The following is a 25,497-nucleotide window of genomic DNA, read 5'->3' as shown; positions in this document are numbered from 1 at the left end:
CCCGACCAGCTCCGCCGATCGCCCGTTGCTCAACCCGCGCCATACGGCGTACAACCCGCCGAGGCTCTAATTGCGGCTGGATGAAAATTCGGTGGCAGGTCACAACCGCACCTATTTCGGGCGACGCGCCCTTGCCAACTATACGGACAGTATCGAAGGCCGCCTGATGCGCTCGTTGAAGAGTGTGCTCGGCAGCTCGCTCGCCCACGAAAAGACGCGCATCAAGGCGCGCTCGATCGGCTTCATGGAGATTGTCGGCCTGTTCGTCGGCCATCTGAAAAAGAAGCTGGAAGAAGAAGCCCATGACGCGGTCGACAGCGTCGTGCTGGGACGGCCCGTGCAGTTCGTCGACGACGATGCCGAGGCCGACGCCAAGGCCGAGCACGAACTCGAAAATGCCGCTCGTGCCCACGGCTTCAAGCACATCGCCTTCCAGTTCGAACCGATTGCCGCGGCACTCGACTACGAACAAAAGGTGACGCGCGAGGAACTGGCGCTGATCGTCGACATGGGCGGCGGCACGTCCGACTTCTCAATCGTGCGGGTTTCGCCCGAGCGCGCCCGCTCGCTTGACCGCAAGGACGACATCCTGGCCAGCCGCGGCATCCACATCGGCGGTACCGACTTCGACCGGCTGTTGAGCATCGCCCATGTGATGCCGCAGCTCGGCCATCTCTCACCGACCAAGGATGGCAAGCGTAATCTGCCGGCGAGCTACTTCATCGACCTGGCGACGTGGCAGCGCATCAACCTGGTCTATACCGCAAGGGCGATGACGCATCTGCGCCAGATCCGCTATGAGGCGGAGCGCGCAGACCTGGTCGACCGCTTCATCCACATTGTCGAGCATCGTTACGGCCACGCGCTGGCGGCGCTGGTCGAAAAGGCCAAGATCGAGCTGACGGACCGATCGTCGGCCGATGTCGAGGTCGCGCTGCCGGAGGTGAGGTTCACGGCAGAAATCACGCGCAAGGGTCTCGAAGCCACCATAGCCAGGGACATTGAGCGTGTTGCGGCTACGGTCGAGCAGACCATCCGCGACGCACAGGTGAAGGCCTCGGATATCACCGCGGTGTTCTTGACCGGCGGATCGACCGCGATCCCGCTGGCCAGGCAGCAGATCCTGGCGCTGGTGCCGCAGGCGTCGGTAATCGAAGGCGATGTGTTCGGCTCGGTCGGGCTTGGGCTGGCGCTCGATGCGCAGCGGAAGTTCGGCTGATCGGCTTAAAGCGGCGCGGATCTGTCAGCTTTGCCGCCAAGATGCGCCTTGAGCGCCATCTGGGCCAGGCTTGGCTGCCGGTCGCGATGCGTGATCATGGCAAATTCGCGCTTCGGCAGATCGACCGGCACAGAACGCAGGCTGCCTTCGGCGACCGCGCGCGCGACGACGAGTTCCGAGATGATGCTGGCGCCGGCGCCGGCCTCGACCGCCTGGCGAATAGCCTCATTGCTCGGCAATACCAGGAATATCTGCAGGTCCGCGAACGAAATCCCGTCGCGTCGGGCAAGGTCCTCCAGCGCCTCGCGCGTGCCCGACCCGCCTTCGCGAATGATCCAGCGAAGCCCACCAAGGTCGGGATGTCCAGGCGAAACTTCCGCGATCTCAGGGTGCGAGCGCGCCACGACCAGCATCATGCGATCGATATCGACCTTGGCACGCCGCAAAATGTCGGATTCGGTGCGCCCCTCGACCAGGCCAAAATCGGCTGCGCCATCAAGTACATAGGTCTCGACCTGCCTGGTGTTGCCAATGCTCACGCTCAGCCTGACGGCAGGATAGGCTTCGTGGAAAGAGGCGAGCCGGCGCGGCAGCCAATAGCTGGCGATGGTCTGGCTGGCAGCGATCGAGAGACTGCCTGATATTGTTTGCGAGACATTCTCCAGCACATTGTGGGCGGCCGCAGCCCGCTCGAGGACCGCCTTGGCCTCGGGCAAGAATCGGCGTCCGGTTTCGGCAAGCTCGATGCTGCGGCCGACGCGGTTGAACAACTGGACGCCATGCTGCTGTTCGAGCGAGCGGATCGCGGCGGATGCGGCCGACTGTGAGATGCCCAGCAACTCGGCCGCTTTGGTCATGTGCGCCCGTTCGGCGACGGCGACGAAGATCCGCAACTGGTCCAGGGTCATTCCGACACTAAGAAGCAAATCCGATTGGAATTACAAGAGCAAGTTGTTAGACGGATCGGTTGCTTTGTTCTAAATTTTGGCCCGAAATTGGAAAAAAGTCGCGCCAGAGCAGTCGAGGGTAGAATTGGTGGGGCGGTTCAAATCGGTGTTTGCGCACTGGACCCGCAGCCTGCGGCGGCGGCTCTTGGGTGAACGCTATCGGCCGGAAGAGCATTACATGCGCGGCCCCGGCCCGAAGACGAGAGCCAAGTTCGCGGAGCGCAAGAGCATCACCGGATCATGACCAACAACCTGCTGCGCGGAGCCAATTCGGCACCATCACAACGGCCGCTTGCCGATACGCGCGCCCCCGCTGAAGGCGACGGCGTCGATACTTCGCCTGATGTCTCCGACAGCATCGCCAAGACCACCTGCTATATGTGCGCCTGCCGCTGCGGCATCGACGTCCATATCAAGGACGGCAAGGTCCGCTACATCAACGGCAACAAGGATCACCCGGTCAACCGCGGTGTGCTGTGCGGCAAGGGCAGCGCCGGCATCATGCAGCATTACAGCCCGGCCCGGCTGAAGAAGCCGCTACTGCGCACCGGCCCGCGCGGCTCGGGTGAGTTCCGCGAAATCGAGTGGGAGGAAGCCTTGTCGATCGCGACAGAACGGCTTTCGAACATCCGCCGAACCGATCCGAAGAAACTTGCCTTCTTCACCGGGCGCGACCAGTCGCAATCGCTGACCGGCTGGTGGGCGAGCCAGTTCGGCACGCCGAATTTTGCCGCCCATGGCGGCTTCTGCTCGGTCAATATGGCGGCCGGCGGCCTCTACACGATTGGCGGTTCGTTCTGGGAGTTCGGCGAGCCCGACTGGGACAACACCAAATATTTCATGCTGTTCGGGGTTGCCGAAGACCATGATTCCAATCCGATCAAGATCGGCCTCGGCAAGCTCAAGGCGCGCGGCGCCAAGGTGGTTTCAATCAATCCCTGCCGCACCGGCTATAATGCAATTGCCGACGACTGGATCGGCATCCGGCCCGGCACCGACGGCCTGTTCGTATTCGCCCTCATCCATGAATTGCTGAAGGCAGGCCGCATCGATCTCGAGTACCTCTTGCGCTACACCAATGCCCACATCCTGGTCGTTCAGGAGCCTGGAGCTGTCGATGACGGGCTGTTCATGCGCAATGGCGACGGCAATCCGCTGGCTTGGGACAGGGTGGCGAAGATGCCTGTCGACGCCGGCGATACCGACGCAAAGCCCGCACTGACCGGCAGCGTTCTCGTCGACGGCCGCCGATGCGTGCCGGTCTTCCAACTCGTCGCCGACCGCTATCTGGACGAGTGCTATTCGCCCGACGCCGTCGCTGACCGGTGCGGCATCTCCGCCGACACCATCCGACGCATTGCTGCAGAACTCGCTCATGTCGCCTTCGAACAGCAAATCGAACTGCCGGTGGCCTGGACGGACTGGGCCGGCCGCCGGCACGAGACCATCAAGGGTCGGCCGGTGTCGATGCATGCGATGCGCGGCATCTCGGCCCATTCGAACGGATTTCACACTTGCCGCGCCATTCATCTGCTTCAGGTGCTTCTCGGCACGGTGGACGTGCCGGGCGGCTTCCGCTTCAAACCGCCTTATCCGCGGTCCGCGCCGCCGGGTCCAAAGCCCGCCGGCAAGAATGTGAAGCCGATGACACCACTCGAAGGCATGCCGCTCGGCTTCGTCTGCGGGCCGGAAGACCTGCTGATCGACGGAGGCGGCAAACCGATCCGTATCGACAAGGCCTACTCCTGGGATGCGCCGCTGGCCGCACACGGACTCATGCACACGGTCATTCGTAACGCCTGGGCCGGCGATCCCTACACGATCGACACGCTGTTCATGTACATGTCCAACATGGCCTGGAACTCGTCGATGAACACCGTCGAGACGATGGCGATGCTGACCGACGCGGACATATCGGGCGAATACAAGATCCCGTTCATCATCTATTCCGACGCTTATTATTCCGAGACCGTGCCTTTTGCCGATCTGGTGCTGCCGGACACGACCTATCTCGAGCGTCATGACTGTATCAGTCTGCTCGACCGGCCGATCAGCCACGCCGACGGGCCGGGCGACGCCATCCGCCATCCCGTCGTCGAGCCGGACCGCGACGTCAGGCCGTTCCAGACGGTGCTGATCGAACTCGGCGCGCGGCTCAGCCTGCCCGGCTTCGTTGACGACGACGGCTCCGCCAAATACCGCGACTATGCCGACTACATCGTCAATCACGAGCGCACGCCAGGTGTCGGTCCGCTCGCCGGCTGGCGCGGCGAGGACGGGACCTCGGTCGGCAAGGGCGACGTCAATCCCGACCAGTTGCAGCGCTACATCGACAATGGCGGCTTCTGGCACCAGGACTTCGCCGCCGATCAGCGCTACTACAAGATGGCCAACCGCTCCTATCTCGACTTCGCCGAGAACATGGGCTTCATCCCGAAAGCCGAGCCGATCGTGTTCCAACTCTATTCGGAGCCGATGCAGCGCTTCCGCCTTGCGGCGCGCGGCCATGGCCGGGTGCTGCCGCCGGAGGCGGAGCGCAGCCGCATCGAGACCTATATGGATCCGCTGCCATTCTGGCATGCGCCCTTCGAAGAGGCTGCGGTCGACAGCCAAGCCTATCCGCTGCACGCGCTGACGCAGCGGCCGATGCACATGTACCATTCCTGGGGCGGGCAGAATGCCTGGCTAAGGCAGATCACCAGCCAGAACCGGCTGTTCGTGCACGATCGGACCGCCGCCAGCCTCGGGCTTGTCGATGACGACTGGGTGTGGATCGAGAGCATCAACGGCAAGGTCAAAGGACAGATCAAGCTGGTCGACGGCGTCAACGCCAATACGGTGTGGACGTGGAATGCGATCGGCAAGCGTCGCGGCAGCTGGGGGCTGAAGGATGATGCGGCCGAATCCAATCGCGGCTTTCTACTCAACCACATCATCGGCGACCAGACCTCTGCCGATGCGAATGGCAAACACTATTCGAATTCCGATCCTGTCACCGGCCAGGCGGCATGGTTCGACCTGCGCGTGCGCATCGTCAAATGCGCAGACGAGGAAGCAGGCTTCACCGAACCGCAGTTCGAGCGGTTCCGACAGCCCCCGCATTTTGAGCCCCCGCCCGATAAGCTTAGTTTCGGCGCCGAATTCCGTCGGGAAAGAGAAGCTGCCAAATGACTTGCCTTCCCACCCATACCGACAAGAAGCTCGGCCTTGTCATCGATCTCGACACCTGCGTCGGCTGCCAGGCCTGCGTTACCGCCTGCAAAGAATGGAACACCGGCGGCCATATGGCGCCGCTAACCGACATCGACCCCTATGGCGGCAATGTCGACGGCGTCTGGTTCAACCGCGTGCACAGTTATGAGCACATGACCGAGATGGGTGGGCGCACGGTCAATTTCCCACGCTCCTGCCTGCACTGCGAGACGCCGGCGTGCGTCACGGTCTGCCCGACCGGCGCCTCCTACAAGCGGGCGTCGGATGGCATCGTGCTGGTCGACGAGGACAAATGCATCGGCTGCAAACTGTGCAGCTGGGCCTGTCCCTACGGAGCGCGCGAATTCGACACCAATGTCGGCGTGATGAAGAAATGCACGTTGTGCGTCGACCGCATCTACAACGACAATCTGGCGGAAGAAGATCGCGTGCCGGCCTGCGTCGCTGCTTGCCCGACCAGCGCGCGGCATTTTGGCGATCTGGGCGATCCGGCATCCGCTATCTCGCAACTGGTGGCCGAGCGCGGCGGTGTCGATCTGATGCCGGAAATGGGCTATAAGCCGACCAACAAATATCTGCCGCCACGTGCCCACACCACCCGCGCCGCATCGGTGCCGGCGCCAGCGCTTGAAGCGGTGCGGGCCGAAGGCGGCTTCCTCGGCTGGGTCGACCGCATGCTTTCGAACTGACCCGTGCCTTCATGCATCCAGCCTTCTCCGTCGTCTTTTTCACCACGGCCACGGGCGCCGGTTACGGCCTGCTCGCGCTGCTTGGCGTGCTCGCCGGACAGGGCTTTATCCCGCCCGATTTCTGGCTTGGCCTCACCGGCATGGGGCTGGCGCTTAGCCTGATCTCGACAGGCCTGCTGTCGTCGGCCGGCCATCTCAGCCGGCCCGAACGCGCCTGGCGTGCCTTCTCGCAATGGCGTAGCTCATGGCTGTCGCGCGAAGGTGTTGCCTCGGTCGCCACCTTCGTGCCGGCGGGGTTGTTCGGTATTGGCTGGGTGGTCCTCGGCCGTACGAGCGGCTGGGCGGCTGTCGCCGGGCTGCTCGCTGCCATCGGCGCGGTCGCAACCGTCTGCACCACCGGCATGATCTACGCGTCGTTGAAGCCGATTGCCCAGTGGCACAGCCGCTTCACCCTGCCCGCCTACCTGGTCTTTTCGGCGATGACCGGCAGCGTACTGCTCAACGCCCTGCTGCAGGGATTTGCCGCAGGCTCGAATATGCCTCTGGCGGGTGCCCTGTTGCTGACCGCGCTCGGCTGGGGTTTGAAGCTGGCGACCTGGCGATACAATGACAGGCTGGAGATCCCGACCAATGCCAACACCGCAACCGGGCTTTCCGGCGGCACGGTGCGGTCGCTGGAATGGCCGCATACCGAGGAAAACTATCTGCTCAAGGAGATGGGTTTTCGCATTGCGCGCAAGCACAGCGCTAAACTCCGCCAGATCACGCAGGTGCTGGCCTTTGCTTTGCCCGCGTTGCTGCTGGTCGCGGCGTTCGCCTTGCCGTGGCCCTATGCGGCAGCACTGTCGATACTCGCCGCAATCGCCCAACTCGCCGGAATGCTGGTCGAGCGCTGGCTGTTCTTCGCCGAGGCCAAGCACACAGTCACTTTGTACTACGGCAGGTAGGTTCAGCCCGGTCTGAGCATCGCGTGGGAAATCGCGAAAATGCGCTCTGTGCCAAGCATATAGGCCATCAGCGTTTCGCGGCGGAACAGCCCGGCATAGGCGCGATCGAGCACGTTGAGCGAGCCGGTATAGGCGCCGAAAGCCGGCATGATCATGCGGCCGCCATCGCCGGCAAAGCAACGACGCCGCACCGAACGGCCTTGCTGCACGATGCGGGCGCAAGGATGCAGGTGGCCTGATATCTCGCCTTCCACTCTCACCGCCGAAGGCTCGTGCCGGAAGAGTAGCGAGCCTATGGCCAGCTCGCGTACGGTCTCGCCTGGCAAGTCGGCCGGCGCTTCTGGATCATGATTGCCGGCGACCCAGAACCAGTCGCGCCCGACCATCAGCCCTTCCAGCCTTTGGCGAAAGCTCGCGTGCATACGTGCGGCGCCGCCGCCATCGTGAAAACTGTCGCCCAGGCTGATAACGATCGCAGGCTGATAATCGGCGATCACCGCCTGTAGCCGGAGCAACGTCGCACCGGTGTCGTAAGGTGGGACCAGCGTGCCGCGCCTCGCCAGTGATGAGCCTTTTTCCAGATGCAGGTCGGATACGGTCAGAAGCCGGAATTCGGGAAAATAGAGCACGCCGCGACGGTCGCAGATCGCGCGTTCGCCGGCGATACGGACAGCGCCCGCATCCGCCAGAGGCGCAGCCATGGCGAGCGCGACAGTCATTTCGTCCCCATGGCCTCCTCGACCAGCGTGGCTGCATCCATCAGCAGCGTGTCATCGGCCTCGCCATGCACCGGCATTTTGCCGATCTCGAGCATGATCGGCACGGCGAGCGGCGATATCTGCTCGAGGTTCTTATGCATGATTCGACCTTGGACGCGCGAGAGCATCTCGGCAAGTCTGCTGACATCCAAGAGACCGGTCGCGGCATCGGCACGCGTCGCCTGCAAAAGGATATGGTCGGGCTCGTGACTGCGCAGCACGTCGTAGATGAGATCCGTCGACACGGTTACCTGGCGGCCGCTCTTCTCCTGCCCCGGGTGGCGTTTCTCGATCAATCCCGAGATCAGCGCGCAATTGCGAAAGGTGCGCTTCAACAACCAACTGCCGGCGAGCCAGGCTTCGAGGTCGTCGCCCAGCATGTCCTGATCGAATAGCGCAGCCAGCGACGGTTTCTTCGCCCTGAACATATGGCCCATATCGGCCAGCGACCATATGGCAAGCGCATAGTCGGTGGCGACGAAGCCGAGCGGCTTGGCTCCCGCCCTGTCGAGGCGGCGGGTGAGCAGCATGCCGAGCGTCTGGTGCGCCAGCCTGCCCTCGAACGGATAGGCCACCAGATAGTAGCGGTTGCCGCGCGGAAAGGTCTCGATCAGCAGATCGTCGCGTTTCGGCAGCACCGACTTGTCGGCCTGGAAGCGTAGCCAGTCGGCGACCTGCTCCGGCAGCTTCTTCCAGCGCTGCGGATCGTCCAGCATGGCGCGGACCTGTTCGGCCAGGTACGTCGAAAGCGGGAATTTGCCACCACCGTAATACGGCACCTTGGCGTCGCTGCCGGGTGCATTCGAGACAAAGCACTCATTCTCGCGGATACCTTCGAAGCGCAGCACCTTGCCGGCGAACATGAAGGTGTCGCCATGCGTCAGCGTTTCGAGGAACGCCTCCTCGATCTTGCCCAGAACCCGGCCGCCACGCGAAGCCGCGCCTCTGCTGCCCGCCTGGACGTAGCGGACGTTGAGCGCCGGCACTTCGATGATGGTGCCGACGTTGAGCCGGTATTGCTGGGCGACGCGAGGATTTGAGACCCGCCACAGTCCGTCCTTGTTCAACCGGATGCGGGCATAGCGCTCGTAGTTCCTTAGCGCATAGCCGCCAGTGGCGACGAAATCGATGACGCGATCGAATGTCGGGCGATCGAGATCGGCATAGGGTGCTGCCGTCCGCACCTCCTCGAACAGCGCATCGGCATGGAACGGCGCACCGCAGGCACAGCCCAGCACGTGCTGCGCCAGGACGTCGAGCCCGCCATCGACCAGCGGCGGCGTATCCTGGGCACCGAGATAATTGGCGTCGAGCGCCGCCCTGCATTCCAGCACCTCGAAGCGGTTGGCCGGTATCAGGATCGCCTTGGACGGCTCGTCCATACGGTGGTTGGCGCGGCCGATGCGCTGCGCCAGCCGGCTGGCACCTTTCGGCGCACCGACATGGACGACCAGGTCGACATCGCCCCAGTCGATGCCGAGGTCGAGCGTCGACGTGGCGACGATGGCGCGCAGGGTGTTCTCGCCCATTGCCTTTTCGACACGCCGGCGCTGCGCGACGTCGAGCGAGCCGTGATGCAGCGCGATCGGCAAGGTCTCCTCGTTGACCCGCCACAACTCCTGGAACAGCAACTCCGCCTGGCTGCGCGTGTTGACAAACAGCAGGGTTGTCTTGTGGCCCTTGATCTCGTTGTAGATTTCCGGCGTTGCGTAGCGGGCCGAATGTCCCGCCCACGGCACGCGCTCCTCCGAATCGAGAATGGAGATGTCGGGCTTGGCGCCGCCAGTGACGACGATCAGTTCGGCCATCGGCCCCGGTGGATTCTGGCTGACCAGCCAGCGCCGCAATTCGTCAGGCTCGGCGACCGTCGCCGACAGGCCTATCGTCTGCAGGGCGGGCACAAACGAGCGCAGCCGGGCCAGCCCGAGCGACAGGAGATGCCCGCGCTTCGAGGTCACCAGCGAATGCAATTCGTCGAGCACGACATAGCGCAGGTCCTCGAAGAAGCGCCTGGCATCGGGCGCGGCAATCAGCAGCGCCAATTGCTCGGGCGTGGTCAGGAGAATGTCGGGCGGCGCCAGCTTCTGCCGCTGGCGCTTGTGTGCGGGCGTGTCGCCGGTGCGCGTCTCGACGGTGACCGGCAGCCCGATTTCTTCGACGGGTTTGCCGAGATTGCGCTCGATGTCGACGGCCAGCGCCTTCAGCGGCGAGATGTAGAGTGTGTGGATGCCTCGATGCGCCTGCCCCGGCCTTCTCCTCGGTCGGCCGGCCAGTTCGGTCAGCGATGGCAAGAACCCGGCCAGCGTCTTGCCGGCGCCGGTCGGGGCGATCAGCAATACCGACTGCCCACCCTGGGCTTTGGCCAGCAAATCGATCTGGTGGGCGCGCGGCGACCAGCCCTTTTCCGCAAACCATTTGACGAATGGCTGGGGCAGGACGACGGCGGCATTCTGTTGGGCAAGGCGCGGCTGCTCTGTCACGCGCCAGAGGTAGCGCGGCGACGCGCAATCGCCAAGCAGAATCAGAACAAAAGGTGATCGATTCGCGTTACGGCCGGCGAAACCCGGTCGGTCCGCCATAGAGATAGCCGATACGGGCGACCGCCTCCCCCAGTCCTTCACGCGACACCAGCATGGTGTGGCCGTTGGCGTGGATCATGGTCTCCGGATCCGTCATGATCGCGACGTGGCCTTTCCAGAAGACCAGGTCGCCGCGCCGCAACCCGGCAAAATCCGGCCCGGGTTCGAGCGGCTCGCCGACGGTCGCCGCCTGCATGTCGGTGTCGCGCAGCACTTGCCTGCCAGCCATGTGCATTGCAAGTTGCACGAGACCGGAACAATCGATGCCGAAGCCGGAAACGCCGCCCCACAGATAGGGCGTGCCGAGAAACGCCTCGGCGACCGCGACGTAGTCGGGGGCAACCTCGGCGACAGGCCTGAGATGGTCAGATATGACCGCCTCGCCGGATGGCAGCAGAGCATAGTACGTGCGGCGTGTTTCAGCCGCGCCTTTCACTGTTACCGCCGATCCCATCGAGAGTTGCCCGCTGATCGGGAACCGCAAATCCGGTCCCGGATAGAGGAAAGTGCGCGGCACCGAGACAACATGCGTGGGCGCATGGTCCCGACCGCCCAGCACAGTGTCGGCGACATAGCCGACATAGCCGTCGCGCTCGGCCTGTATCCAGGCCCAGCCCTCAACGTCCTCGAAGACGAGGACGTCTTCGCCGAACAGAAGCTGGGTATCGACGCCGGCATCCGGGCGCGGAGCCTTGCGGACATCGGCCACGGAGGCTGATATGCGAGCCGGCCGGCCGGCGACGAAACGGTCGGCGGAAACCTCGCCTTTCAGCCTGGCGTCGGCGAGATCGGAGCGGAAGGCATGGAGGCGGGCATCGCTGGCGGTCAAATCGGCAACTCGTTCAAATGGGCAACTCTTGGGCTCTGGCAATGATAACATCGCCAAAGCGCTCGACAAAGAGCGCGCCTTCGACTGTACGCCTGACCAGCACGTTGCGCTTGTCGAGCTCGTCGCGATGGCGCGACACCAGTTTCAGTGCCCCCATCGTATCGAGCGCACGGGTGATCACCGGCTTGGTGACGTTGAGGCGGGCGGCTAACCCCCGCACCGTGTGTGGCGGCGGATCGAGATAGATGGTGAACAGGATCGCCGTCTGGCGCATGGTGAGATCGGGCGCGTCGTCGCGCACCTCCGACAGCACCACCTGTTGCCATAGTCGCAACGCTTGGCTTGGACGCATGATAATCGACATCCGTCCAGCATGTCGGAAAATTGTTTCGGTTCCGTTTCAGTCAATACCTTCGTCGGCTATGTCCTAGAATCAGCCGTAGCGGTTCGAAATGACCTGCTCCAGCGCCCGGATGCCTTGCGCTTCGCCACCCGCAAGGCCGTGCGGGCGGTCGAACGGGTTCCAGGCGAAGATGTCGACATGCGCCCAGCCGGCGGTCTTTTCGACGAAGCGCTTCAGGAAAAGCGCCGCGGTGATCGAGCCGGCGAAACCGTCCGACGTGACGTTGTTGATGTTGGCCACCTTCGACGCCAGCTTGGCGTCATAGGGCTTCCACAACGGCATGCGCCATAGCGGATCCTCGACCGCAACGGAGGCGTCCGCCAGCTCGGATGCAAGCGCCTCGTCACCGGTGTAGAACGGCGGCAGGTCGGGACCGAGCGCAACACGGGCAGCGCCTGTCAGCGTCGCCATATCGACCAGCATCTGCGGCTCTTCGTCATCGGCCAAGGCCAGGGCATCGGCGAGCACCAGCCGCCCTTCGGCGTCGGTGTTGCCGATTTCGACGGTGATGCCCTTGCGGCTCACCAGCACGTCGCCTGGCCGGAAGGCATTGCCGGCTATCGAATTCTCGACAGCCGGGATGAGCACGCGCAGCCGAACCTTCAACCCGGTGGCCATGATCATGGAAGCGAGACCCAGCACGTTGGCAGCGCCACCCATGTCCTTCTTCATCAAAAGCATGCCCGAGGACGGCTTGATGTCGAGACCGCCTGTATCGAAGCAGACGCCCTTGCCGACCAGCGTTATCTTGGGGGCATTGTTCGGCCCCCAAATCATGTCGATCAGGCGTGGCGCGTCGGCAGAAGCCCGACCGACGGCGTGGATCATCGGAAAGTTGGCGGTAAGAAGATCGTCGCCTTTGGTCACCGATATTTCGGCCTTGTGCGTCGCGGCCAAGGTCCGGGCGGCCTTCTCCAACTGCCCGGGGCCCATATCGCTGGTCGGCGTGTTAACCAGATCGCGCGCCAGGAAAATGCCATCGGCGAGGCGGCGGATGCGGGCGGCGTCGGTGCCTGCCGGCAGCGCGAGGCGAAGCGTCTTGCCTGGCTTCTTGCCGTAGCGGGTGAAGACATAGCCGCCGAGCGCCACGGCGAGTGCCGTAAGCTCCGGCTTGGCCGGTGCGGACGCAAAATGCCACTCGCCTTCGGGCAAGGCTCTCGCTAGTGCGCCGATGGCCAGTGCGCCCTCGCCATCACCGGTGCCGAACAGGGCTCCGGCAATCGCGCCGTTGTCGCCAGGCACGATGAGCGTCCTGCCGGCCTCGCCGGAAAAGCCGTTGGCCTTGGCCCAGGCGACCGAGGATGGCGCAAGGCCCGACGCCGCCAGAGCATCCTTCGCCACCAGATGGACCGGCAGCGCATTGCTCAATTCTTTCTCGACGAGTTCGACAGGCATTCGCTGGCCTCCGGCTTCCGAGTCGACGTTTCTTAACTCTCCGTTAGGGTTAACAGAATATTTCTGCGGGAGGAAAGATGACCTCGCAAATGGTCACGCGCATGAACGGAGCCCTGGTGCCGATGCCGACCAACCGCAGGATGAACGCCAGCGCAAATAGGCTGATCAGCACGGCGTTGATGATGGCGCTTGCCGCAGGCGTCGCTGGCTGCGGAACCAGCAAATTGACGACTGGCTCGATTTCTCGTCCAAGCGGCAAGCCGCTGGAAACAATGTCGGCGGGCGAACTGCACAACGCTACGATGGCGCTTGGCCAGTCCTATTCGAAAAACCCCAGCGACAAGCGGATCGCGACAAATTATGCCGCGGCGCTGCAGATGGACGGCGACGCAGACCAATCGCTTGCGGTGATGCGCAAGCTGGCGATCGCCCTGCCGAAGGACCGCGACGTGCTCGCCGCCTATGGCAAGGCGCTTGCCGCCAACGGACAGTTCGAACCGGCTCTCGATGCCGTGCGCCGCGCGCAGACCCCTGAATATCCTGATTGGAAACTGGTGTCGGCGGAAGCTGCCATTCTCGACCAGCTCGGCCAAAAGGACGAGGCGCGCCAAGGCTATCGCAAGGCGTTGGATCTCAGGCCGAACGAACCGTCGATCCTTTCCAATCTCGGCATGTCGTACGTGCTGGAAGGTGATTTGCGCACGGCCGAAACCTATATGCGCTCAGCCGCCCAGCAGCCGAATGCAGATAGCCGCGTCCGCCAGAACCTTGCGCTGGTCGTCGGTCTGCAAGGCCGTTTCGACGAGGCCGAGAAGATCGCCTCGCAAGAGCTGTCGCAGGATCAGGCGCAGGCTAACGTCGCTTACCTTCGCCAGATGCTGGCGCAGCAGAATGCCTGGAGCCAGCTCAAGGACCAGGACAAGGCAAAGCCCGCCACCAACTGACCGCTTCGAGCGCCGAACCGGCGCGCGAATTCCGCAACATGTCTAACGCAAAGAGCCGCGCTGCACCGGCAGCGTGGCTCTGAATCGTATCAGCGTTTCTGGCAACGCCGCTGGCGCTACTCGCTGCTGGATTTCGGCTGGTCGCCAAAGATGCCGCGCTGGCTCACCTGGATGCCGGCGGGACCCAGAATAATGGCGAACAGCACCGGCAGGAAGAACAGGATCATCGGCACGGTGAGCTTCGGCGGCAGCGCGGCCGCCTTCTTCTCGGCGGCATTCATGCGCATGTCGCGGCTCTCACTGGCAAGCACCCGCAACGCATGCGCCACGGGCGTGCCGTAGCGCTCGGCCTGAACCAACGCCTGGGACACCGACCTGACGGATTCCAGGCCAGTTCGGCTTGCAAGGTTCTCGTAGGCCTGCTTGCGCTCCTGCAGATAGGAAAGCTCGGCGTTTGTCAGGATGAATTCTTCCGCCAATGCCACCGATTGCGCGCCGATCTCATCGGCGACCTTGCGAAGCGCCGCTTCCACCGACATGCCGGACTCGACGCATATCAGCAACAGGTCGAGCGCGTCCGGCCACGCCATCTGAATCGATTGCTTGCGCTTGGTAGCGCGGTTGTTGACGTAGAGCACGGGCGCGTAGAATCCCGCATAGGCTACCACGATGCACACGAACAGCTTCACGAAAAGCGGCTGCTCGGGCAATCCGCCGAGCACGAACAGATACATCGCCGCCAATGCAAAGCCGATGAAGGGCAGGACGAGACGGAAGAAAAGGAAGCGCGTCAGCGGATTTTGCCCGCGAAAACCCGCCACTTTCAATTTCTGCAAGGTACCTTCATCCGCCAGCGCACGCCTGAGATCCAGGCGATCGACAATATTGCGCATGCCGACCGACTGTTCTTCGCGCAGGCCCTTGCGGCGGCGGTCGGCTTCGACTGCCAGCCGCGCGCGCTGCTTGGCGCGCAGCTCATCGCGCTCCAGCGCTACGGATTTCATGCGCGCCTTGAGCTGGTTCCCGCCAAAAGCGGGCAGCAGCGTGAAGACGGTCGCAAACACCGCGATACCGACCAGCAGTGCGATCAGCAGGGACGGGTCGGTGAGAGTTCTGATGACGTGATCGGTCATACGCGAGTCCTAGACTTCGAAATTCATCATCTTGCGCATTACCAGGACGCCCATCGACATCCAGATGCCGGAACAACCGAGGATCAGATGGCCGGTGCTGGTGATGAAGAGGGGCATGATGTAGTTCGGGCTCGTCAAATAGACGAGAAAGGCGACGACGAAAGGCAACGCGCCGATGATCACGGCGGATGCCTTGGCTTCCATGGACAATGCCTGGACCTTGGCTTTCATTTTCTTGCGGTCGCGAAGCACGCGCGAAAGATTGCCCAGCGCTTCGGAAAGATTGCCGCCGGCCTGAGACTGGATCTGGATGACGATGCCGAAGAAGCTCGCCTCGGTGCACGGCATCGTTTCTGGCATGCGCATGGCCGCGTCGGGGATCGACAAACCCATTTGCTGCGAATCGACGATGCGGCGGAACTCGGTCTTGACCGGCTCGGGGGATTCGTTGGCGATCAGGCGCACGGCATCGTTCAGCGGCAGGCCGGATTTTACCGCACGCACAATGATATCGAGCGCGTTCGGAAATTCGTTTAGGAACGCCTTGACGCGGTGCGCGCGGCGAAACGAGACGAACCAGCGGGGCAGACCCAAGACGCCGACCAGCAGCGCAGCCGGCAAGACCAGCAACGGTGCGCCGATGAAATAGACAAGAGCCGTCAAGACGACGCCGCAGACCGCCGAGTAGACATAGAAGCGCTCAAGCGAGATCTTCATGCCGGCCTGACGGATTTGGATCTTCAGCGGTGGTTTCTTGACCAGGCTCTGATTGGACTTTTGCTTTTGATCGAGATCCTTCAGCGAATCCTGGACGGACTTGCGACGCTTGGCCGCTTCCGCCACGCGATCGCGCGACGCCTTGACGACGGAACGATCCGTCTCGGCGGTCTTGATCGATTCAAGCCGCTTGCCGACCTGCTTCTCGGTGCTGATCCGGTTAAACAGGAAAGCATAGGCCACAGCGCCGGCGCTGAAGCCGGCGAGCACGACGAATGCCAATACGGTGCCGTCAATTCCGAACATCGACCCTGGCCCCCACGCTTCCAGACGGATCAATCAGCGCGTTTCTCCATCGCCTCGAGCGCAACCGCGAGGCGCTGCTCCTCACCGTAGTAGCGGGCGCGCTCCCAGAAATGCGGACGGCCGATGCCAGTCGACACGTGCTCGCCCAGCAGCCTGCCGTTCGCGTCCTCGCCCTTGATGTTATAGAGAACGATGTCCTGGGTGATGATGACGTCGCCTTCCATGCCGATCACCTCGGTGATGTGGGTGATACGCCGCGATCCGTCGCGCAGGCGTGCAGCCTGTATGATCACGTCGACGGAGCCGACGACGATTTCGCGCACGGTTTTTTGCGGCAGCGTATAGCCGCCCATGGCGATCATCGACTCTATACGGTTGAGGCATTCGCGCGGGCTGTTCGAGTGGATCGTTCCCATCGAGCCGTCATGGCCGGTGTTCATCGCCTGCAGCAGGTCGAACACTTCGGGTCCGCGCACTTCGCCGACGATAATACGTTCGGGGCGCATGCGCAGACAGTTCTTGACCAGGTCGCGCATGGTCACTTCGCCCTCGCCTTCGAGGTTGGGCGGACGGGTTTCGAGACGCACCACATGCGGCTGCTGCAATTGCAGCTCAGCTGAGTCCTCGCAGGTGATGACGCGTTCTTCGCGGTCGATATAGTTGGTCAGGCAATTGAGCAGCGTCGTCTTGCCTGAGCCGGTACCGCCCGAGATGACAATGTTGCAGCGGACACGCCCGATGATCTTGAGAATCTCGGCCCCTTGCGGAGAAATCGAGCCGAACTTGACCAGCTGGTCGAGCGTCAGCTTGTCCTTCTTGAACTTGCGGATGGTAAGTGCGGTGCCGTCGATAGCCAGGGGCGGTGCGATGACGTTGACACGGGAGCCATCAGGAAGACGCGCATCGCAGATCGGGCTTGATTCATCGACGCGGCGGCCAACCTGGCTGACGATACGCTGGCAGATGTTGAGGAGCTGCTGGTTGTCGCGGAAACGGATGCCGGTCTGCTCGACCTTGCCGTTGACTTCGATGTAGACGTTCTTGGAGCCATTGACCATGATGTCGGCAATATCGTCGCGGGCAAGCAGTGGCTCCAGCGGCCCGTAGCCCAAAACGTCATTGCAGATATCCTCGAGAAGCTCTTCCTGCTCGGCGATGGACATCGCGAAATTCTTGATCGCGATGATGTCGTTGACAATGTCGCGGATTTCCTCGCGCGCGCTTTCGGGATCGAGTTTGGCGAGCTGCGACAGATCTATCGTATCGATGAGTGCGGCGAAGACCTGGCTTTTGGTGTCGTAGTAGGTTTCGCTCTTTTGGCGCTGGATACTTTTCGGCTCCGGGGCCGATGGCGGCGGCTCGACCGCACGGCGAACCGCCGGCGCGGCAGGCGCGCCGGATGGCGGCAGCGCCGCCGACCTGGCAGTTACAGCCGCTTCCACAGGGTTTGCGGCCGCCGGCGCAGCAGGTGCGGGTGCTGGCTGACGGAATTCCGGAATGGTCCGGTTGCCGTCGTCGCTGCCTCTTTTACCAAACATGATCGCTTACCAATTCCACCGCTGAGGCATCACTTCTTGTTGCGCGAAAGCTTGCCGATCAGATTGCCGAGGCCAGCCTTTTTCTTCACCTTGATTTCGCTGCGCCCTGTCAGCACATGGGCGATCTCGTTGATCGTGGCGACAACCGGATTCTTGGCATCCATCTCACCGAGCATACGTCCGTTGTTGGCAGCATTTCCGAACAAAAGCGGCTCGAACGGGATGACCGACATCGGCGAAAGGCCGAGCGATTCGGAGAAGTCGGACGGCGTAATCTCAGGACGTTTCGGCACACCGGCCTGGTTGATCACAAGCTTTGGCGCGGGATCGTTCGGACGAAGCCGCTTCAGCATGTCGACCAGGTTCTTCGTGTTGCGCAGATTGGCCAGTTCGGGCGTCGCCGTGATGACGATCTCGTCGGCCTTGACCAGCGTGTTCTTGGTCCAGCCGGCCCACACGTGGGGAACATCGAGCACGAGGAGCGGCGCGCTACGCTGGGCTATGTCGATAAGCTGGGTGAAGGCGTCGGGATCGAAATCGTAGACCCGCTCCAGGGTCGAAGGGGCCGCAAGCAGCGACAGGTGCTCGGCGCATTGGGCGAGCAGCCGGTCGAGATAGACCTCGTCGACGCGTTCCGGCGAGAAGACTGCCTCGGCAATGCCTTGCGCCGGATCCTGGTCGAAATTGATATTGGCCGTTCCGAAGGCGAGGTCGAGATCGGCGACAACCACTTCGGATTTGAAAAGGGACGACATGGCCCAGGCCACATTATGGGCTATGGTCGAGGAGCCGACGCCGCCTTTGGCGCCGATGAAGGCAATCGAGCGGCCGATCGGCTCCGCTTCCGGATCAACGAAGATCGAAGACACCACGCTGACGATGTCGGCCATCGATACGGGCGCGATGACATACTCGGAAATGCCCGAACGAATGAGTTCGCGGTACAGGCCGACATCGTTGTAGTGGCCGACAACCACCACCTTGGAGGTCGGGTCACAATGCTCGGAGAGCTGGGCGAGTTGTTCAAGCAATAGCTTCGGCTCGCTGCGCGATTCAAGCAGGATCAGGTTCGGTGTCGGCGCCGACTGATAGAATTCGATAGCGGTAGGGATGCCCCCCATATGCACCTTCAGATGGGCCTTGGCCATGCGGCGATCCTCGCCGGCGCGCTCGACCGGATTGGCTACGCCTTCGGTCTCGCAAAATGCCTGGATCGAAATGCGCGGGATCGGCCGCAACGCCTGCATCGCGGCAATATCCTGCTCCGAGGTTTCGCCGCCCGGTACCTCTGTGTCATAGGCAAGATTGCTCATTGTCATCACTTTCCGTGACTTGCGCGGCTTAGGGTTTGTTGAGCCTCAACACTCGTTAATATTCGACTTCCGAATTGCCGAGGAATTCGTCCGAAATACCTCTGTCACGATAGACGTCGATCACCGCGCCGCGATTTTCCGCGTCGATCGGGGTCGGCTTGCGTGGCCCGATCAAATCGGACGGATTGGCCATCTGGGCAGCCAGGTTGTTCTGATACGAACAGCCGAAATCGGCATAGTGCTTGTTTTCCGAAGTCTGCAGCAGGTCTTCGGGCCAGCGCCCGCATTTATCCGTCTGAGCCTTCACCGAGACGTAGGCAACACGGATCGGTGCGGACGCTTCGGCCGAAACAGACTGATAGGACCGCATGGCGATCCGCTTCCGGCTGATGCCGCTGGCTATGGCCAGCCTGGCGAAATCGCGGCCGGCCACGGCCGCTGCGATTTCGTTGGCTGAGCCGCTCGGAATCTCGATCGTCAGCACCGGAGCCGCGCTCCTGTCGTATCCGTCCAGGAAGCCCAGGAGCGTGTCACGCTGGGATCTGGTCATGCCACGGTCGCCGGCGCCGACCGGAAGGTCGATCTTCTGTATCTTCTCGGCTATGACGATCGGATGGGTGGTGCGATAATCGTCCGGTATGGCACCCACCGTGACGCTGTCGCGATTGGCGCAGCCGGCCAGCAATGCCGCCACCGCGATCGCCATAATGGGAACGGCCGGCCGCCAGATTCGCGAATGGACCGACCGCGTCGCGGTGATCGCCCGTGCCTTCGATGCTGCCTTAGACATGACCGCTTCCCCGCTTACTTGTAGATAAAGCCGACAACGCCGTGGTAACGGCCGTTGGGCTTGTCGGTCTGCATGGTGCCGTAGACACGGTTGACGCGGCCAAGGAAGATGCCGGCGCCATCGCTGGCGGCGTTGAAATTGTCATCCGGCTTGGCAAGATCGTTGCGCGCCACCGGCTTCACCAGATAGGGCGTAATGATGATGACGAGCTCGGTCTCGTTGCGAACGAAATCCCTGCTGCGGAACAGCGCGCCAAGCACTGGAATCTTTGTCAGACCAGGTAAGCCGTTGACGGCTTGCCTGAGATCATCGCGGACAAGGCCGGCAATCATCATCGAGCCGCCCGAAGGCAGTTCCACTGTTGTGTCGGCCAAGCGCTTGCGGAGCGACAGGGCATTCATGCCCGGGCTTGTTACGCCTTCGGACAAAGACACAGACCCCTCCGTTGTCGGCTCGGAAACCGAGGTTCTGACTTTCAGGCTGATACGGCCGGGAGACAGCACCACCGGCTGGAATTCCAGGCCAATGCCGTATTCGATCTTCTCGACCGAATACGTCTTCAGACCGGTCTGGTTATCGTTTGATACGGCTTGGGAAACGCTGGTCACCATGTTGTATTCGCCGCCAACCTTGAAGGTCGCCTTCTCGCCGGATACGGCCGTCAATGTTGGTTCGGCGAGGGTTTTCATGACACCGGACTGTTCCATGGCATTGATGTAGGCCTGCAGCGTCGAGCTCCCGATAGAGAGGCCCGAGTTCGACAGCGACTTGCCCAAACCAGTGAAATTGTCGCTTACCGCGCCCCAGCTGATGCCGTTGCTGCTGCCGTTGCCCACCATGTTGACGCCGAGCTGCTTCATCACCGAGCGGCTGACTTCCGCGACCGTTACCTTCAGCGTCACCTGGTCGTCGCCGATGATCTGCAGCAGGTTGACGATCTTGCTGACGCGGCGCTCGGCATCTGGGTTATCGATCGCGACGCCGGCTTCAGCCGAACCGCCGGCAGCGGTCTGCGAATATTGACCCGTGGTCGCCTCGCCGCCGGACACGAAAATGGTTGCCAGATCGGCCGCGCGCTTGGCGTCCAGAGGAGTGTCCACGGTTCCGGTCAGAACGACGTTGTCGTTCAGCAACTCGACCTTGACCTCCGATGACGGGATGAAGCGCTTGATATAATCCTCCAGCCCGGCGACGTCACGTTCGACCGCTAGGTCAAGGCTGACGATCTGCTCGCCATTCGGGCCAAAGACGAAGATATTGGTCTCGCCGACCGCCTTTCCAAACAGATAGATGCGCCTGGCGGTGCGGGTCACCGCGTCGGCTACAGCGGGGTTGGCGACGAGAATGTCGTAGGCATCGCTCGGGAGGTCGATGACCACCGACTTGTTCAGTCCGAGCTTGACCCGCTGGGTGGCGGTCGAAGCCGTCACCCTGGCGTTGTCGCCTGCTGCGCTGGCACAGAGAACGCCATATGCATTCGTTCCAAGGAAAAGCAGGCCGATCGCCGCAGCCAGCGTGACCGGCAATTTGGTTTTTAGCCTCATTTCCTCGCCCCCACTTCGGAAACTTCGCCCGACTTGATCAACCGCACGGTTCCGCGCCGGCCATTGCCGGAAACCAGGTAATCGGCTTCGCCCACATTCTTGTCCTGACTGTCCTTGATCGAGCGCAGCGCCAATGTCAGGCGATCCGCCATCTGCTGTGCGACGGTGATGATCTCGGACTGCTGCGGCGTCAGTTCCAGGGTGGCGGTCTGGCCAACCCTGGTCTTCTTACCTTCCTCGTCCTCCTGAATGGTCTGGTCGATCGCCAGGACGCGAATGTTCTTCAGGATAGTTTCGGTCGTGAAGCCCGGACCACCGCCATTGGCGGGATCGGCTCTGCGGGTCATGATGACGTCGACGAAATCGTTGGGAAGAATAAAGCCACCGGCCGAGGTGTCGGCCGAGATGCTTGTGGCAACGGCCCGCATGCCGGAGGGCAGGATCGACGACATGAAGCTTTGCCCTTCACCGATCAGCTTCGAGCGCCGCAGCGGCTCGCCGGCGTAGAGCGCCACGCGAGCGACGGCGCCCTTCAGCTTGTCCAGCGCTTCAGGCTCGGCGGCGCGGGTGATGAAATTTGCGTTGATGCCGGCGGACGGCCATGACTCCCAGGAAATGTTGTTTTCAAGCGGACTGCCCATCGGAACGTCGCCGGAAAGAACAAGCACATCCTGCAGCGCGATCGCCGGCGCCTGAGGACCGGAATCGACAACCGGAGGCGGCGGAGCCACGACCATGTTCTTCGCGACATAGCCTGCACCACCGGCCGCGGCTATCGCCACGCTCAGAATAATCAATCGGGATGCTGGCATCTGTCCGAACCTCGCCTTGGCAAACCACGTAGCCAAGCGGGACTTTGCAGCGGCAATCGTCAAAACAAGGTTAATGTTATACTTACGATCGTGATTAATTTAACGTTTACATAAATTGGACCGACAAGCCCGGCCCGAAGGAAAACGTGGCCAACTCGCCTGCTCGGCGCCAACCGCGTAAAGCGAAATTCAGCCCGCCAGCCTGGTAAGTGCCCAGGCCATCAATGGCGAGTCGGAATAGGTGAGCAGACCGCCAATGCCAAGCGCGATGCCGTACGGAACGCCGGTCGCCTCATCGGCGAAATGGCGCAGGAACGGATTGTGGCTTGTGACGGCGGCAAGCGGCGATTTTCGATAGGCGAGGATGGCTAGCGTCAGCAGTCCGCCGATGAATGTCGAGGCGACGAGGTATTCGATGAGATGGATGTTCAGTCCCATCCACATGGCAGTGGCAGCCAGAAGCTTGGCGTCGCCGCCGCCCATGCCGCCCAGCGCGAACAGGCCGAACGTCACCGCGAGAACCAGGCCGGCGGCGGCGAAATGCCAGCCATAGGTGGCCCAGTCCATGCCGGTCAAAGGCGCAACCAAGGCGAAGACAACCACAAGCAACACCGGCACGCGATTGGCGATCGTCATCGAAAGCATGTCGGAGATCGCGGCAAAAAGCATGCAGAACGGAAACACGACGAAGATCACGGCTTCAAGCATCGGCGCGCCTATGACCCAATTGCATCTGGCCCCAGCCTAATCCTATTCGATTAACGACTGATGAGGCCTAAATTTCAAATCATACCAGGACTAAATAAGGGCCGCCAGTGCGGCGGCCCTTATTTCAGAACAACCGAACCCGTTACGGTCAGCTACCGTTCACCTTAGTGGAGATGGCGGTGAACTTGGCGTTCAGCGAGTTGCCGAGCTGGCCGGCGCCGACCATGATGGCGAGTGCGATAAGAGCGGCGATCAGACCGTATTCGATAGCGGTCGCGCCGGATTCGTCCTTCACAAAACGTGCGATGAGGTTAGACATTCGAGCTCCTACTCCAATTGTTACAGCACTTCCGTCAACTTCTCTTGGTGGCTGATCGGATACTGCGAATCTAAGGAGAAGCTGTTTCAATCGGCTTAATAAACAGGCTTACCGATTCCTTTCCCGCTTCGACGAGATTGCGTGGTTAACCCAGAACTAAAATACCCGCCGCTAGGCGCCCGGGCTGACAAAAGGCGCAAAAGGCGCAATTCGGCAAAGACGTTCCAGCCGTGCCGGCTAGGCCCAATGCCGGTTCCGGCTTGATCCTGAACTCCAGCCGCTTAACGATTGGTTCACCAATCTCGTTCATGTTCCGTTGAACAGTTTGCCAGGGGGCGCCTCAATGGCCGGGCCGAGATCATCATTTCCAGTTGCCGTGCTTTTTGCCGCAGCGGCTTTCGCCTTTCCAGCCAAGGCCGGCGCCGGCATCGAGGTGACGATGAACCAGGCAAAGATCATCAAATTGTCGCGCGCCGCCGATACGATTGTCGTCGGCAATCCGGCGATCGCCGACGCCTCCGTGCAGGACGCATCGACCATCGTACTGACCGGCAAGGGATTTGGCGTCACCAATCTCGTCGTCCTCGACCAGGAGGGTAACCCGATCGTCGATGAGCAAATAACCGTCGTGCGCCAGGCAGCGTCGTCGGTGCGCATCTATCGGCGTTCCGAAGTACAGACCATGTCCTGCGCGCCATATTGCGAAAGCTCGTATAAGAGCGATGCCGAGAAGGCCTCTGAAGCCGAAATGAGCGCCGGGCATTAGCTAGCCGACGTGTCCGCCTTTGGCGGGAACGTGCTTCGGTTATCGCCGGGTTAAGGCCTTCCCGTTGAATTTAACGGTCATTCCAACCGGACTTCAATCGGTTCCGACTAAGGGTGGGACCGATACAGAAGCGGCATCGGCGGGCAGAGGACATGAACAAGGCAGGACGAGCAGGTTCTCCAAGACGGTTTTTGGGCGACCGCCGCGGAAGCACGGCGATCGAATTCGCCATGCTTGCAATTCCTTTCGCGCTTCTTGTCTTCGCCATCCTGGAGAGCTGCATTTCTTTTGCCGCACAGGAAGTGATGGCAAACGCCACCGACGACATCGCGCGCCAGCTGCGTACCGGCCAACTAAGACCGGCCGATGTGTCCGGGACCAAGCTGCGGGATATGATCTGCACCAAATTGGAGATCATGGTCGCCAAGACCTGTCCCGGATTGCTGGTGGACTTGCGGGAATATCCGACCTTCGCCGATGCGGCGCTGGCCGGTTTCAAGATTCAGGATGGCGATGTCGTGCTGACCAAGGGCACGAGCACACAGACCTTCACCGTCGCACCTGGCCTGGCGGAGTCGAGAAACATGCTGCGTGTTTTTTACAAATGGCCGGTGATGACCGACTTCATGGCCAAATCGATGGCCAACCTGAAGGACGGCAAAACGCTGCATTTTGCTTCGATCACTTGGCAGAACGAGCCGTTCGACAACTGAACCACGTAGTCGCTTGAAAAGGGCAAAGCCATGATTCGTGCGGGGGCACAGCTGGGCATCGCAGGGATTTGTACAAGAGCAGTCCGGCTTTGCTCGGACCGCCGCGGTATTGCGGCTGTCGAGTTTGCCCTCATCGTGCCTGTCCTGTTGATCATGTACTTTATGACAATGGAGGCCTCGCAAGCCATCGAGACCAGCAAGAAGGTCAGCCGCATCGGCAGCATGGTAGCGGACCTCGTCACGCAGCAGCAGACCGTCAAGGCGGCCGATGTCGATGCCATCATGGCGATCGGCAGTTCCACGCTCCAGCCCTACAACCGCTCGAAACCGAAGATCATTATCACGGCGATACAGGTGACGAACGAGACGACGCCGAAAGTCCTGGTCGTGTGGTCGCGCAAACTGGTCGATGGCGTCTCTAGCGTCGACGCTGTCAAGGATTCCACCACAACGGTCCCGAGCGCGCTCAAGATCAAAGGCACGTTCCTCATTCGGGTCGAAAGCGATCTCGCCTACAAGCCAATCATCACCTGGTCGGCGGACGGCCAAAGCCGGTTCGGGTTGAGCTCGGTCTTCAATTCGATATCGATGGCGGAAACTTATTATCTGCGGCCGCGCAGGAGCCCGACCATTCCGTGCAGCGATTGCTGACGCCTGAAGCCCGCTAACCGGTCTGTTGCTATTGCTTGCGACCGCGGGCCGAGACTAGACGCACGATGGCTGCAGCCAGCACATAGTCCCTCGGACCGGCAACGGTTCGGCGACGATACCGATACGGAACGTTCCGATAACATCGCGCCAATCGGCTCGCGCCAGGTTTGTGCAAGACGCATCCAGCAGCAAAGCCAGTACGGCGGCGAATGCCGTCAGGGCAAGCCTCATGCGAGCTCCGCGCCGCGCATTTCCATCCGCAGA

General features: G+C 61.9%; 23 protein-coding genes and 1 pseudogene. 8 read left to right on the top strand and 16 right to left on the bottom strand.

Features of this window, described 5'->3' with window-relative positions:
• The first annotated feature begins 91 nt into the window (after window positions 1-91).
• The gene (locus NKI29_RS06525; protein WP_352795699.1) at window positions 92-1,219 is read left to right on the top strand and encodes an Hsp70 family protein; all 1,128 of its coding nucleotides are present in this window, start codon (window positions 92-94) and stop codon (window positions 1,217-1,219) included.
• A 5-nt stretch (window positions 1,220-1,224) separates the two neighbouring features.
• Here NKI29_RS06525 and NKI29_RS06520 read toward each other — a convergent pair whose 3' ends face one another.
• On the bottom strand, window positions 1,225-2,127 hold the full coding sequence (locus NKI29_RS06520; protein ID WP_352576957.1) for a LysR substrate-binding domain-containing protein: 903 nt from the start codon (window positions 2,125-2,127) through the stop codon (window positions 1,225-1,227).
• A 279-nt stretch (window positions 2,128-2,406) separates the two neighbouring features.
• Here NKI29_RS06520 and NKI29_RS06515 point away from each other — a divergent pair, with 279 nt between their 5' ends.
• The 3 genes from NKI29_RS06515 to NKI29_RS06505 are packed head-to-tail and all read left to right on the top strand — an operon-like array spanning window position 2,407 to window position 7,015.
• The gene (locus NKI29_RS06515) at window positions 2,407-5,337 is read left to right on the top strand and encodes a molybdopterin oxidoreductase family protein (protein WP_352795698.1); all 2,931 of its coding nucleotides are present in this window, start codon (window positions 2,407-2,409) and stop codon (window positions 5,335-5,337) included.
• Window positions 5,334-6,068, top strand: coding sequence for a 4Fe-4S dicluster domain-containing protein (locus NKI29_RS06510; RefSeq protein WP_352455137.1), 735 nt, complete (start codon window positions 5,334-5,336; stop codon window positions 6,066-6,068). The genes NKI29_RS06515 and NKI29_RS06510 overlap by 4 nt, the downstream gene beginning before the upstream one ends.
• An 11-nt stretch (window positions 6,069-6,079) precedes the next feature.
• Complete coding sequence (locus tag NKI29_RS06505; RefSeq protein ID WP_352570352.1) at window positions 6,080-7,015, top strand: dimethyl sulfoxide reductase anchor subunit family protein; 936 nt, start codon at window positions 6,080-6,082, stop codon at window positions 7,013-7,015.
• Window positions 7,016-7,017: 2 nt separating this feature from the next.
• Here NKI29_RS06505 and pdeM read toward each other — a convergent pair whose 3' ends face one another.
• From pdeM to NKI29_RS06480, 5 genes are all read right to left on the bottom strand, one after another.
• Window positions 7,018-7,734 (bottom strand): ligase-associated DNA damage response endonuclease PdeM, encoded by a 717-nt coding sequence (pdeM, locus tag NKI29_RS06500; protein WP_023676942.1) that lies wholly within the window; start codon window positions 7,732-7,734, stop codon window positions 7,018-7,020.
• Window positions 7,731-10,253: a ligase-associated DNA damage response DEXH box helicase gene (locus NKI29_RS06495; protein WP_352455135.1), complete on the bottom strand. Its 2,523-nt coding sequence runs from the start codon at window positions 10,251-10,253 to the stop codon at window positions 7,731-7,733. Before NKI29_RS06495 ends, pdeM begins: the two co-directional genes overlap by 4 nt.
• A 67-nt stretch (window positions 10,254-10,320) precedes the next feature.
• On the bottom strand, window positions 10,321-11,232 hold the full coding sequence (locus NKI29_RS06490) for a C40 family peptidase (protein WP_502896642.1): 912 nt from the start codon (window positions 11,230-11,232) through the stop codon (window positions 10,321-10,323).
• On the bottom strand, window positions 11,195-11,545 hold the full coding sequence (locus NKI29_RS06485; protein ID WP_023676939.1) for a MarR family winged helix-turn-helix transcriptional regulator: 351 nt from the start codon (window positions 11,543-11,545) through the stop codon (window positions 11,195-11,197). The genes NKI29_RS06490 and NKI29_RS06485 overlap by 38 nt, the downstream gene beginning before the upstream one ends.
• Window positions 11,546-11,614: 69 nt before the next feature.
• On the bottom strand, window positions 11,615-12,979 hold the full coding sequence (locus tag NKI29_RS06480) for a leucyl aminopeptidase family protein (RefSeq protein WP_352455133.1): 1,365 nt from the start codon (window positions 12,977-12,979) through the stop codon (window positions 11,615-11,617).
• Between the two features lie 122 nt (window positions 12,980-13,101).
• On the opposite strand from NKI29_RS06480, the gene NKI29_RS06475 reads away from it, so the two are divergent.
• The gene (locus tag NKI29_RS06475; protein WP_023676937.1) at window positions 13,102-13,923 is read left to right on the top strand and encodes a tetratricopeptide repeat protein; all 822 of its coding nucleotides are present in this window, start codon (window positions 13,102-13,104) and stop codon (window positions 13,921-13,923) included.
• Between the two features lie 116 nt (window positions 13,924-14,039).
• Here NKI29_RS06475 and NKI29_RS06470 read toward each other — a convergent pair whose 3' ends face one another.
• The 9 genes from NKI29_RS06470 to NKI29_RS06430 all read right to left on the bottom strand — a co-directional run bounded on the left by NKI29_RS06470 (window position 14,040) and on the right by NKI29_RS06430 (window position 23,103).
• Entirely contained in the window at window positions 14,040-15,056 is a 1,017-nt protein-coding gene (locus tag NKI29_RS06470) for a type II secretion system F family protein (RefSeq protein ID WP_023676936.1), read from the bottom strand.
• A 9-nt stretch (window positions 15,057-15,065) separates the two neighbouring features.
• Window positions 15,066-16,079 carry a type II secretion system F family protein gene (locus NKI29_RS06465; protein ID WP_023676935.1) on the bottom strand — a complete coding sequence of 338 codons (1,014 nt, stop codon included), beginning with the start codon at window positions 16,077-16,079 and terminating at the stop codon, window positions 15,066-15,068.
• A gap of 29 nt (window positions 16,080-16,108) precedes the next feature.
• Window positions 16,109-17,617, bottom strand: a complete 1,509-nt coding sequence (locus tag NKI29_RS06460) for a TadA family conjugal transfer-associated ATPase (RefSeq protein ID WP_352795696.1) — start codon at window positions 17,615-17,617, stop codon at window positions 16,109-16,111.
• Window positions 17,618-17,646: 29 nt separating this feature from the next.
• Window positions 17,647-18,930, bottom strand: a complete 1,284-nt coding sequence (locus tag NKI29_RS06455) for a CpaE/TadZ family protein (RefSeq protein WP_352455131.1) — start codon at window positions 18,928-18,930, stop codon at window positions 17,647-17,649.
• Between the two features lie 55 nt (window positions 18,931-18,985).
• Window positions 18,986-19,720, bottom strand: coding sequence for a CpaD family pilus assembly protein (locus NKI29_RS06450; protein WP_023676933.1), 735 nt, complete (start codon window positions 19,718-19,720; stop codon window positions 18,986-18,988).
• A gap of 14 nt (window positions 19,721-19,734) precedes the next feature.
• Window positions 19,735-21,264, bottom strand: coding sequence for a type II and III secretion system protein family protein (locus NKI29_RS06445; protein WP_023676932.1), 1,530 nt, complete (start codon window positions 21,262-21,264; stop codon window positions 19,735-19,737).
• The gene (gene cpaB / locus NKI29_RS06440) at window positions 21,261-22,076 is read right to left on the bottom strand and encodes a Flp pilus assembly protein CpaB (protein WP_023676931.1); all 816 of its coding nucleotides are present in this window, start codon (window positions 22,074-22,076) and stop codon (window positions 21,261-21,263) included. The genes NKI29_RS06445 and cpaB overlap by 4 nt, the downstream gene beginning before the upstream one ends.
• A gap of 189 nt (window positions 22,077-22,265) precedes the next feature.
• A complete protein-coding gene (locus tag NKI29_RS06435; RefSeq protein ID WP_023676930.1) occupies window positions 22,266-22,784 on the bottom strand; it encodes an A24 family peptidase in 519 nt (172 codons plus the stop codon).
• Between the two features lie 148 nt (window positions 22,785-22,932).
• Window positions 22,933-23,103, bottom strand: coding sequence for a Flp family type IVb pilin (locus NKI29_RS06430; RefSeq protein WP_023676929.1), 171 nt, complete (start codon window positions 23,101-23,103; stop codon window positions 22,933-22,935).
• Between the two features lie 343 nt (window positions 23,104-23,446).
• Here NKI29_RS06430 and NKI29_RS06425 point away from each other — a divergent pair, with 343 nt between their 5' ends.
• The 3 genes from NKI29_RS06425 (at window position 23,447) to NKI29_RS06415 (ending at window position 25,233) form a co-directional block, all read left to right on the top strand.
• Entirely contained in the window at window positions 23,447-23,869 is a 423-nt protein-coding gene (locus NKI29_RS06425) for a pilus assembly protein N-terminal domain-containing protein (RefSeq protein WP_352455128.1), read from the top strand.
• A 152-nt stretch (window positions 23,870-24,021) separates the two neighbouring features.
• Window positions 24,022-24,582, top strand: coding sequence for a TadE/TadG family type IV pilus assembly protein (locus tag NKI29_RS06420; RefSeq protein ID WP_352455127.1), 561 nt, complete (start codon window positions 24,022-24,024; stop codon window positions 24,580-24,582).
• 30 nt (window positions 24,583-24,612) lie between these two features.
• Window positions 24,613-25,233: a TadE/TadG family type IV pilus assembly protein gene (locus tag NKI29_RS06415; RefSeq protein ID WP_023676926.1), complete on the top strand. Its 621-nt coding sequence runs from the start codon at window positions 24,613-24,615 to the stop codon at window positions 25,231-25,233.
• 102 nt (window positions 25,234-25,335) lie between these two features.
• On the opposite strand, the pseudogene NKI29_RS33440 reads toward NKI29_RS06415, so the two are convergent.
• A pseudogene (locus NKI29_RS33440) lies at window positions 25,336-25,464 on the bottom strand (phosphate/phosphite/phosphonate ABC transporter substrate-binding protein); the annotation flags it as partial.
• Window positions 25,465-25,497 lie beyond the last annotated feature (33 nt).

This window comes from Mesorhizobium sp. M0678 (assembly GCF_040320505.1).
GTDB lineage: Bacteria > Pseudomonadota > Alphaproteobacteria > Rhizobiales > Rhizobiaceae > Mesorhizobium.
Note: the sequence above shows the minus strand (reverse complement) of the source record. Positions and strands in the feature narration are given on the sequence as shown.

Excerpts from the sequence above, each read along its gene's own strand:
- NKI29_RS06520 (WP_352576957.1), bottom strand. The coding sequence starts at position 2,127 with ATGACCCTGGACCAGTTGCGGATCTTCGTCGCCGTCGCCGAACGGGCG.
- NKI29_RS06515 (WP_352795698.1), top strand. The coding sequence starts at position 2,407 with ATGACCAACAACCTGCTGCGCGGAGCCAATTCGGCACCATCACAACGG.
- NKI29_RS06510 (WP_352455137.1), top strand. The coding sequence starts at position 5,334 with ATGACTTGCCTTCCCACCCATACCGACAAGAAGCTCGGCCTTGTCATC.
- NKI29_RS06505 (WP_352570352.1), top strand. The coding sequence starts at position 6,080 with ATGCATCCAGCCTTCTCCGTCGTCTTTTTCACCACGGCCACGGGCGCC.
- pdeM (WP_023676942.1), bottom strand. The coding sequence starts at position 7,734 with ATGACTGTCGCGCTCGCCATGGCTGCGCCTCTGGCGGATGCGGGCGCT.
- NKI29_RS06490 (WP_502896642.1), bottom strand. The coding sequence starts at position 11,232 with ATGTTATCATTGCCAGAGCCCAAGAGTTGCCCATTTGAACGAGTTGCC.
- NKI29_RS06485 (WP_023676939.1), bottom strand. The coding sequence starts at position 11,545 with ATGTCGATTATCATGCGTCCAAGCCAAGCGTTGCGACTATGGCAACAG.
- NKI29_RS06480 (WP_352455133.1), bottom strand. The coding sequence starts at position 12,979 with ATGCCTGTCGAACTCGTCGAGAAAGAATTGAGCAATGCGCTGCCGGTC.
- NKI29_RS06475 (WP_023676937.1), top strand. The coding sequence starts at position 13,102 with ATGCCGACCAACCGCAGGATGAACGCCAGCGCAAATAGGCTGATCAGC.
- NKI29_RS06470 (WP_023676936.1), bottom strand. The coding sequence starts at position 15,056 with ATGACCGATCACGTCATCAGAACTCTCACCGACCCGTCCCTGCTGATC.
- NKI29_RS06465 (WP_023676935.1), bottom strand. The coding sequence starts at position 16,079 with ATGTTCGGAATTGACGGCACCGTATTGGCATTCGTCGTGCTCGCCGGC.
- NKI29_RS06460 (WP_352795696.1), bottom strand. The coding sequence starts at position 17,617 with ATGTTTGGTAAAAGAGGCAGCGACGACGGCAACCGGACCATTCCGGAA.
- NKI29_RS06455 (WP_352455131.1), bottom strand. The coding sequence starts at position 18,930 with ATGAGCAATCTTGCCTATGACACAGAGGTACCGGGCGGCGAAACCTCG.
- NKI29_RS06450 (WP_023676933.1), bottom strand. The coding sequence starts at position 19,720 with ATGTCTAAGGCAGCATCGAAGGCACGGGCGATCACCGCGACGCGGTCG.
- NKI29_RS06445 (WP_023676932.1), bottom strand. The coding sequence starts at position 21,264 with ATGAGGCTAAAAACCAAATTGCCGGTCACGCTGGCTGCGGCGATCGGC.
- cpaB (WP_023676931.1), bottom strand. The coding sequence starts at position 22,076 with ATGCCAGCATCCCGATTGATTATTCTGAGCGTGGCGATAGCCGCGGCC.
- NKI29_RS06435 (WP_023676930.1), bottom strand. The coding sequence starts at position 22,784 with ATGCTTGAAGCCGTGATCTTCGTCGTGTTTCCGTTCTGCATGCTTTTT.
- NKI29_RS06430 (WP_023676929.1), bottom strand. The coding sequence starts at position 23,103 with ATGTCTAACCTCATCGCACGTTTTGTGAAGGACGAATCCGGCGCGACC.
- NKI29_RS06425 (WP_352455128.1), top strand. The coding sequence starts at position 23,447 with ATGGCCGGGCCGAGATCATCATTTCCAGTTGCCGTGCTTTTTGCCGCA.
- NKI29_RS06420 (WP_352455127.1), top strand. The coding sequence starts at position 24,022 with ATGAACAAGGCAGGACGAGCAGGTTCTCCAAGACGGTTTTTGGGCGAC.
- NKI29_RS06415 (WP_023676926.1), top strand. The coding sequence starts at position 24,613 with ATGATTCGTGCGGGGGCACAGCTGGGCATCGCAGGGATTTGTACAAGA.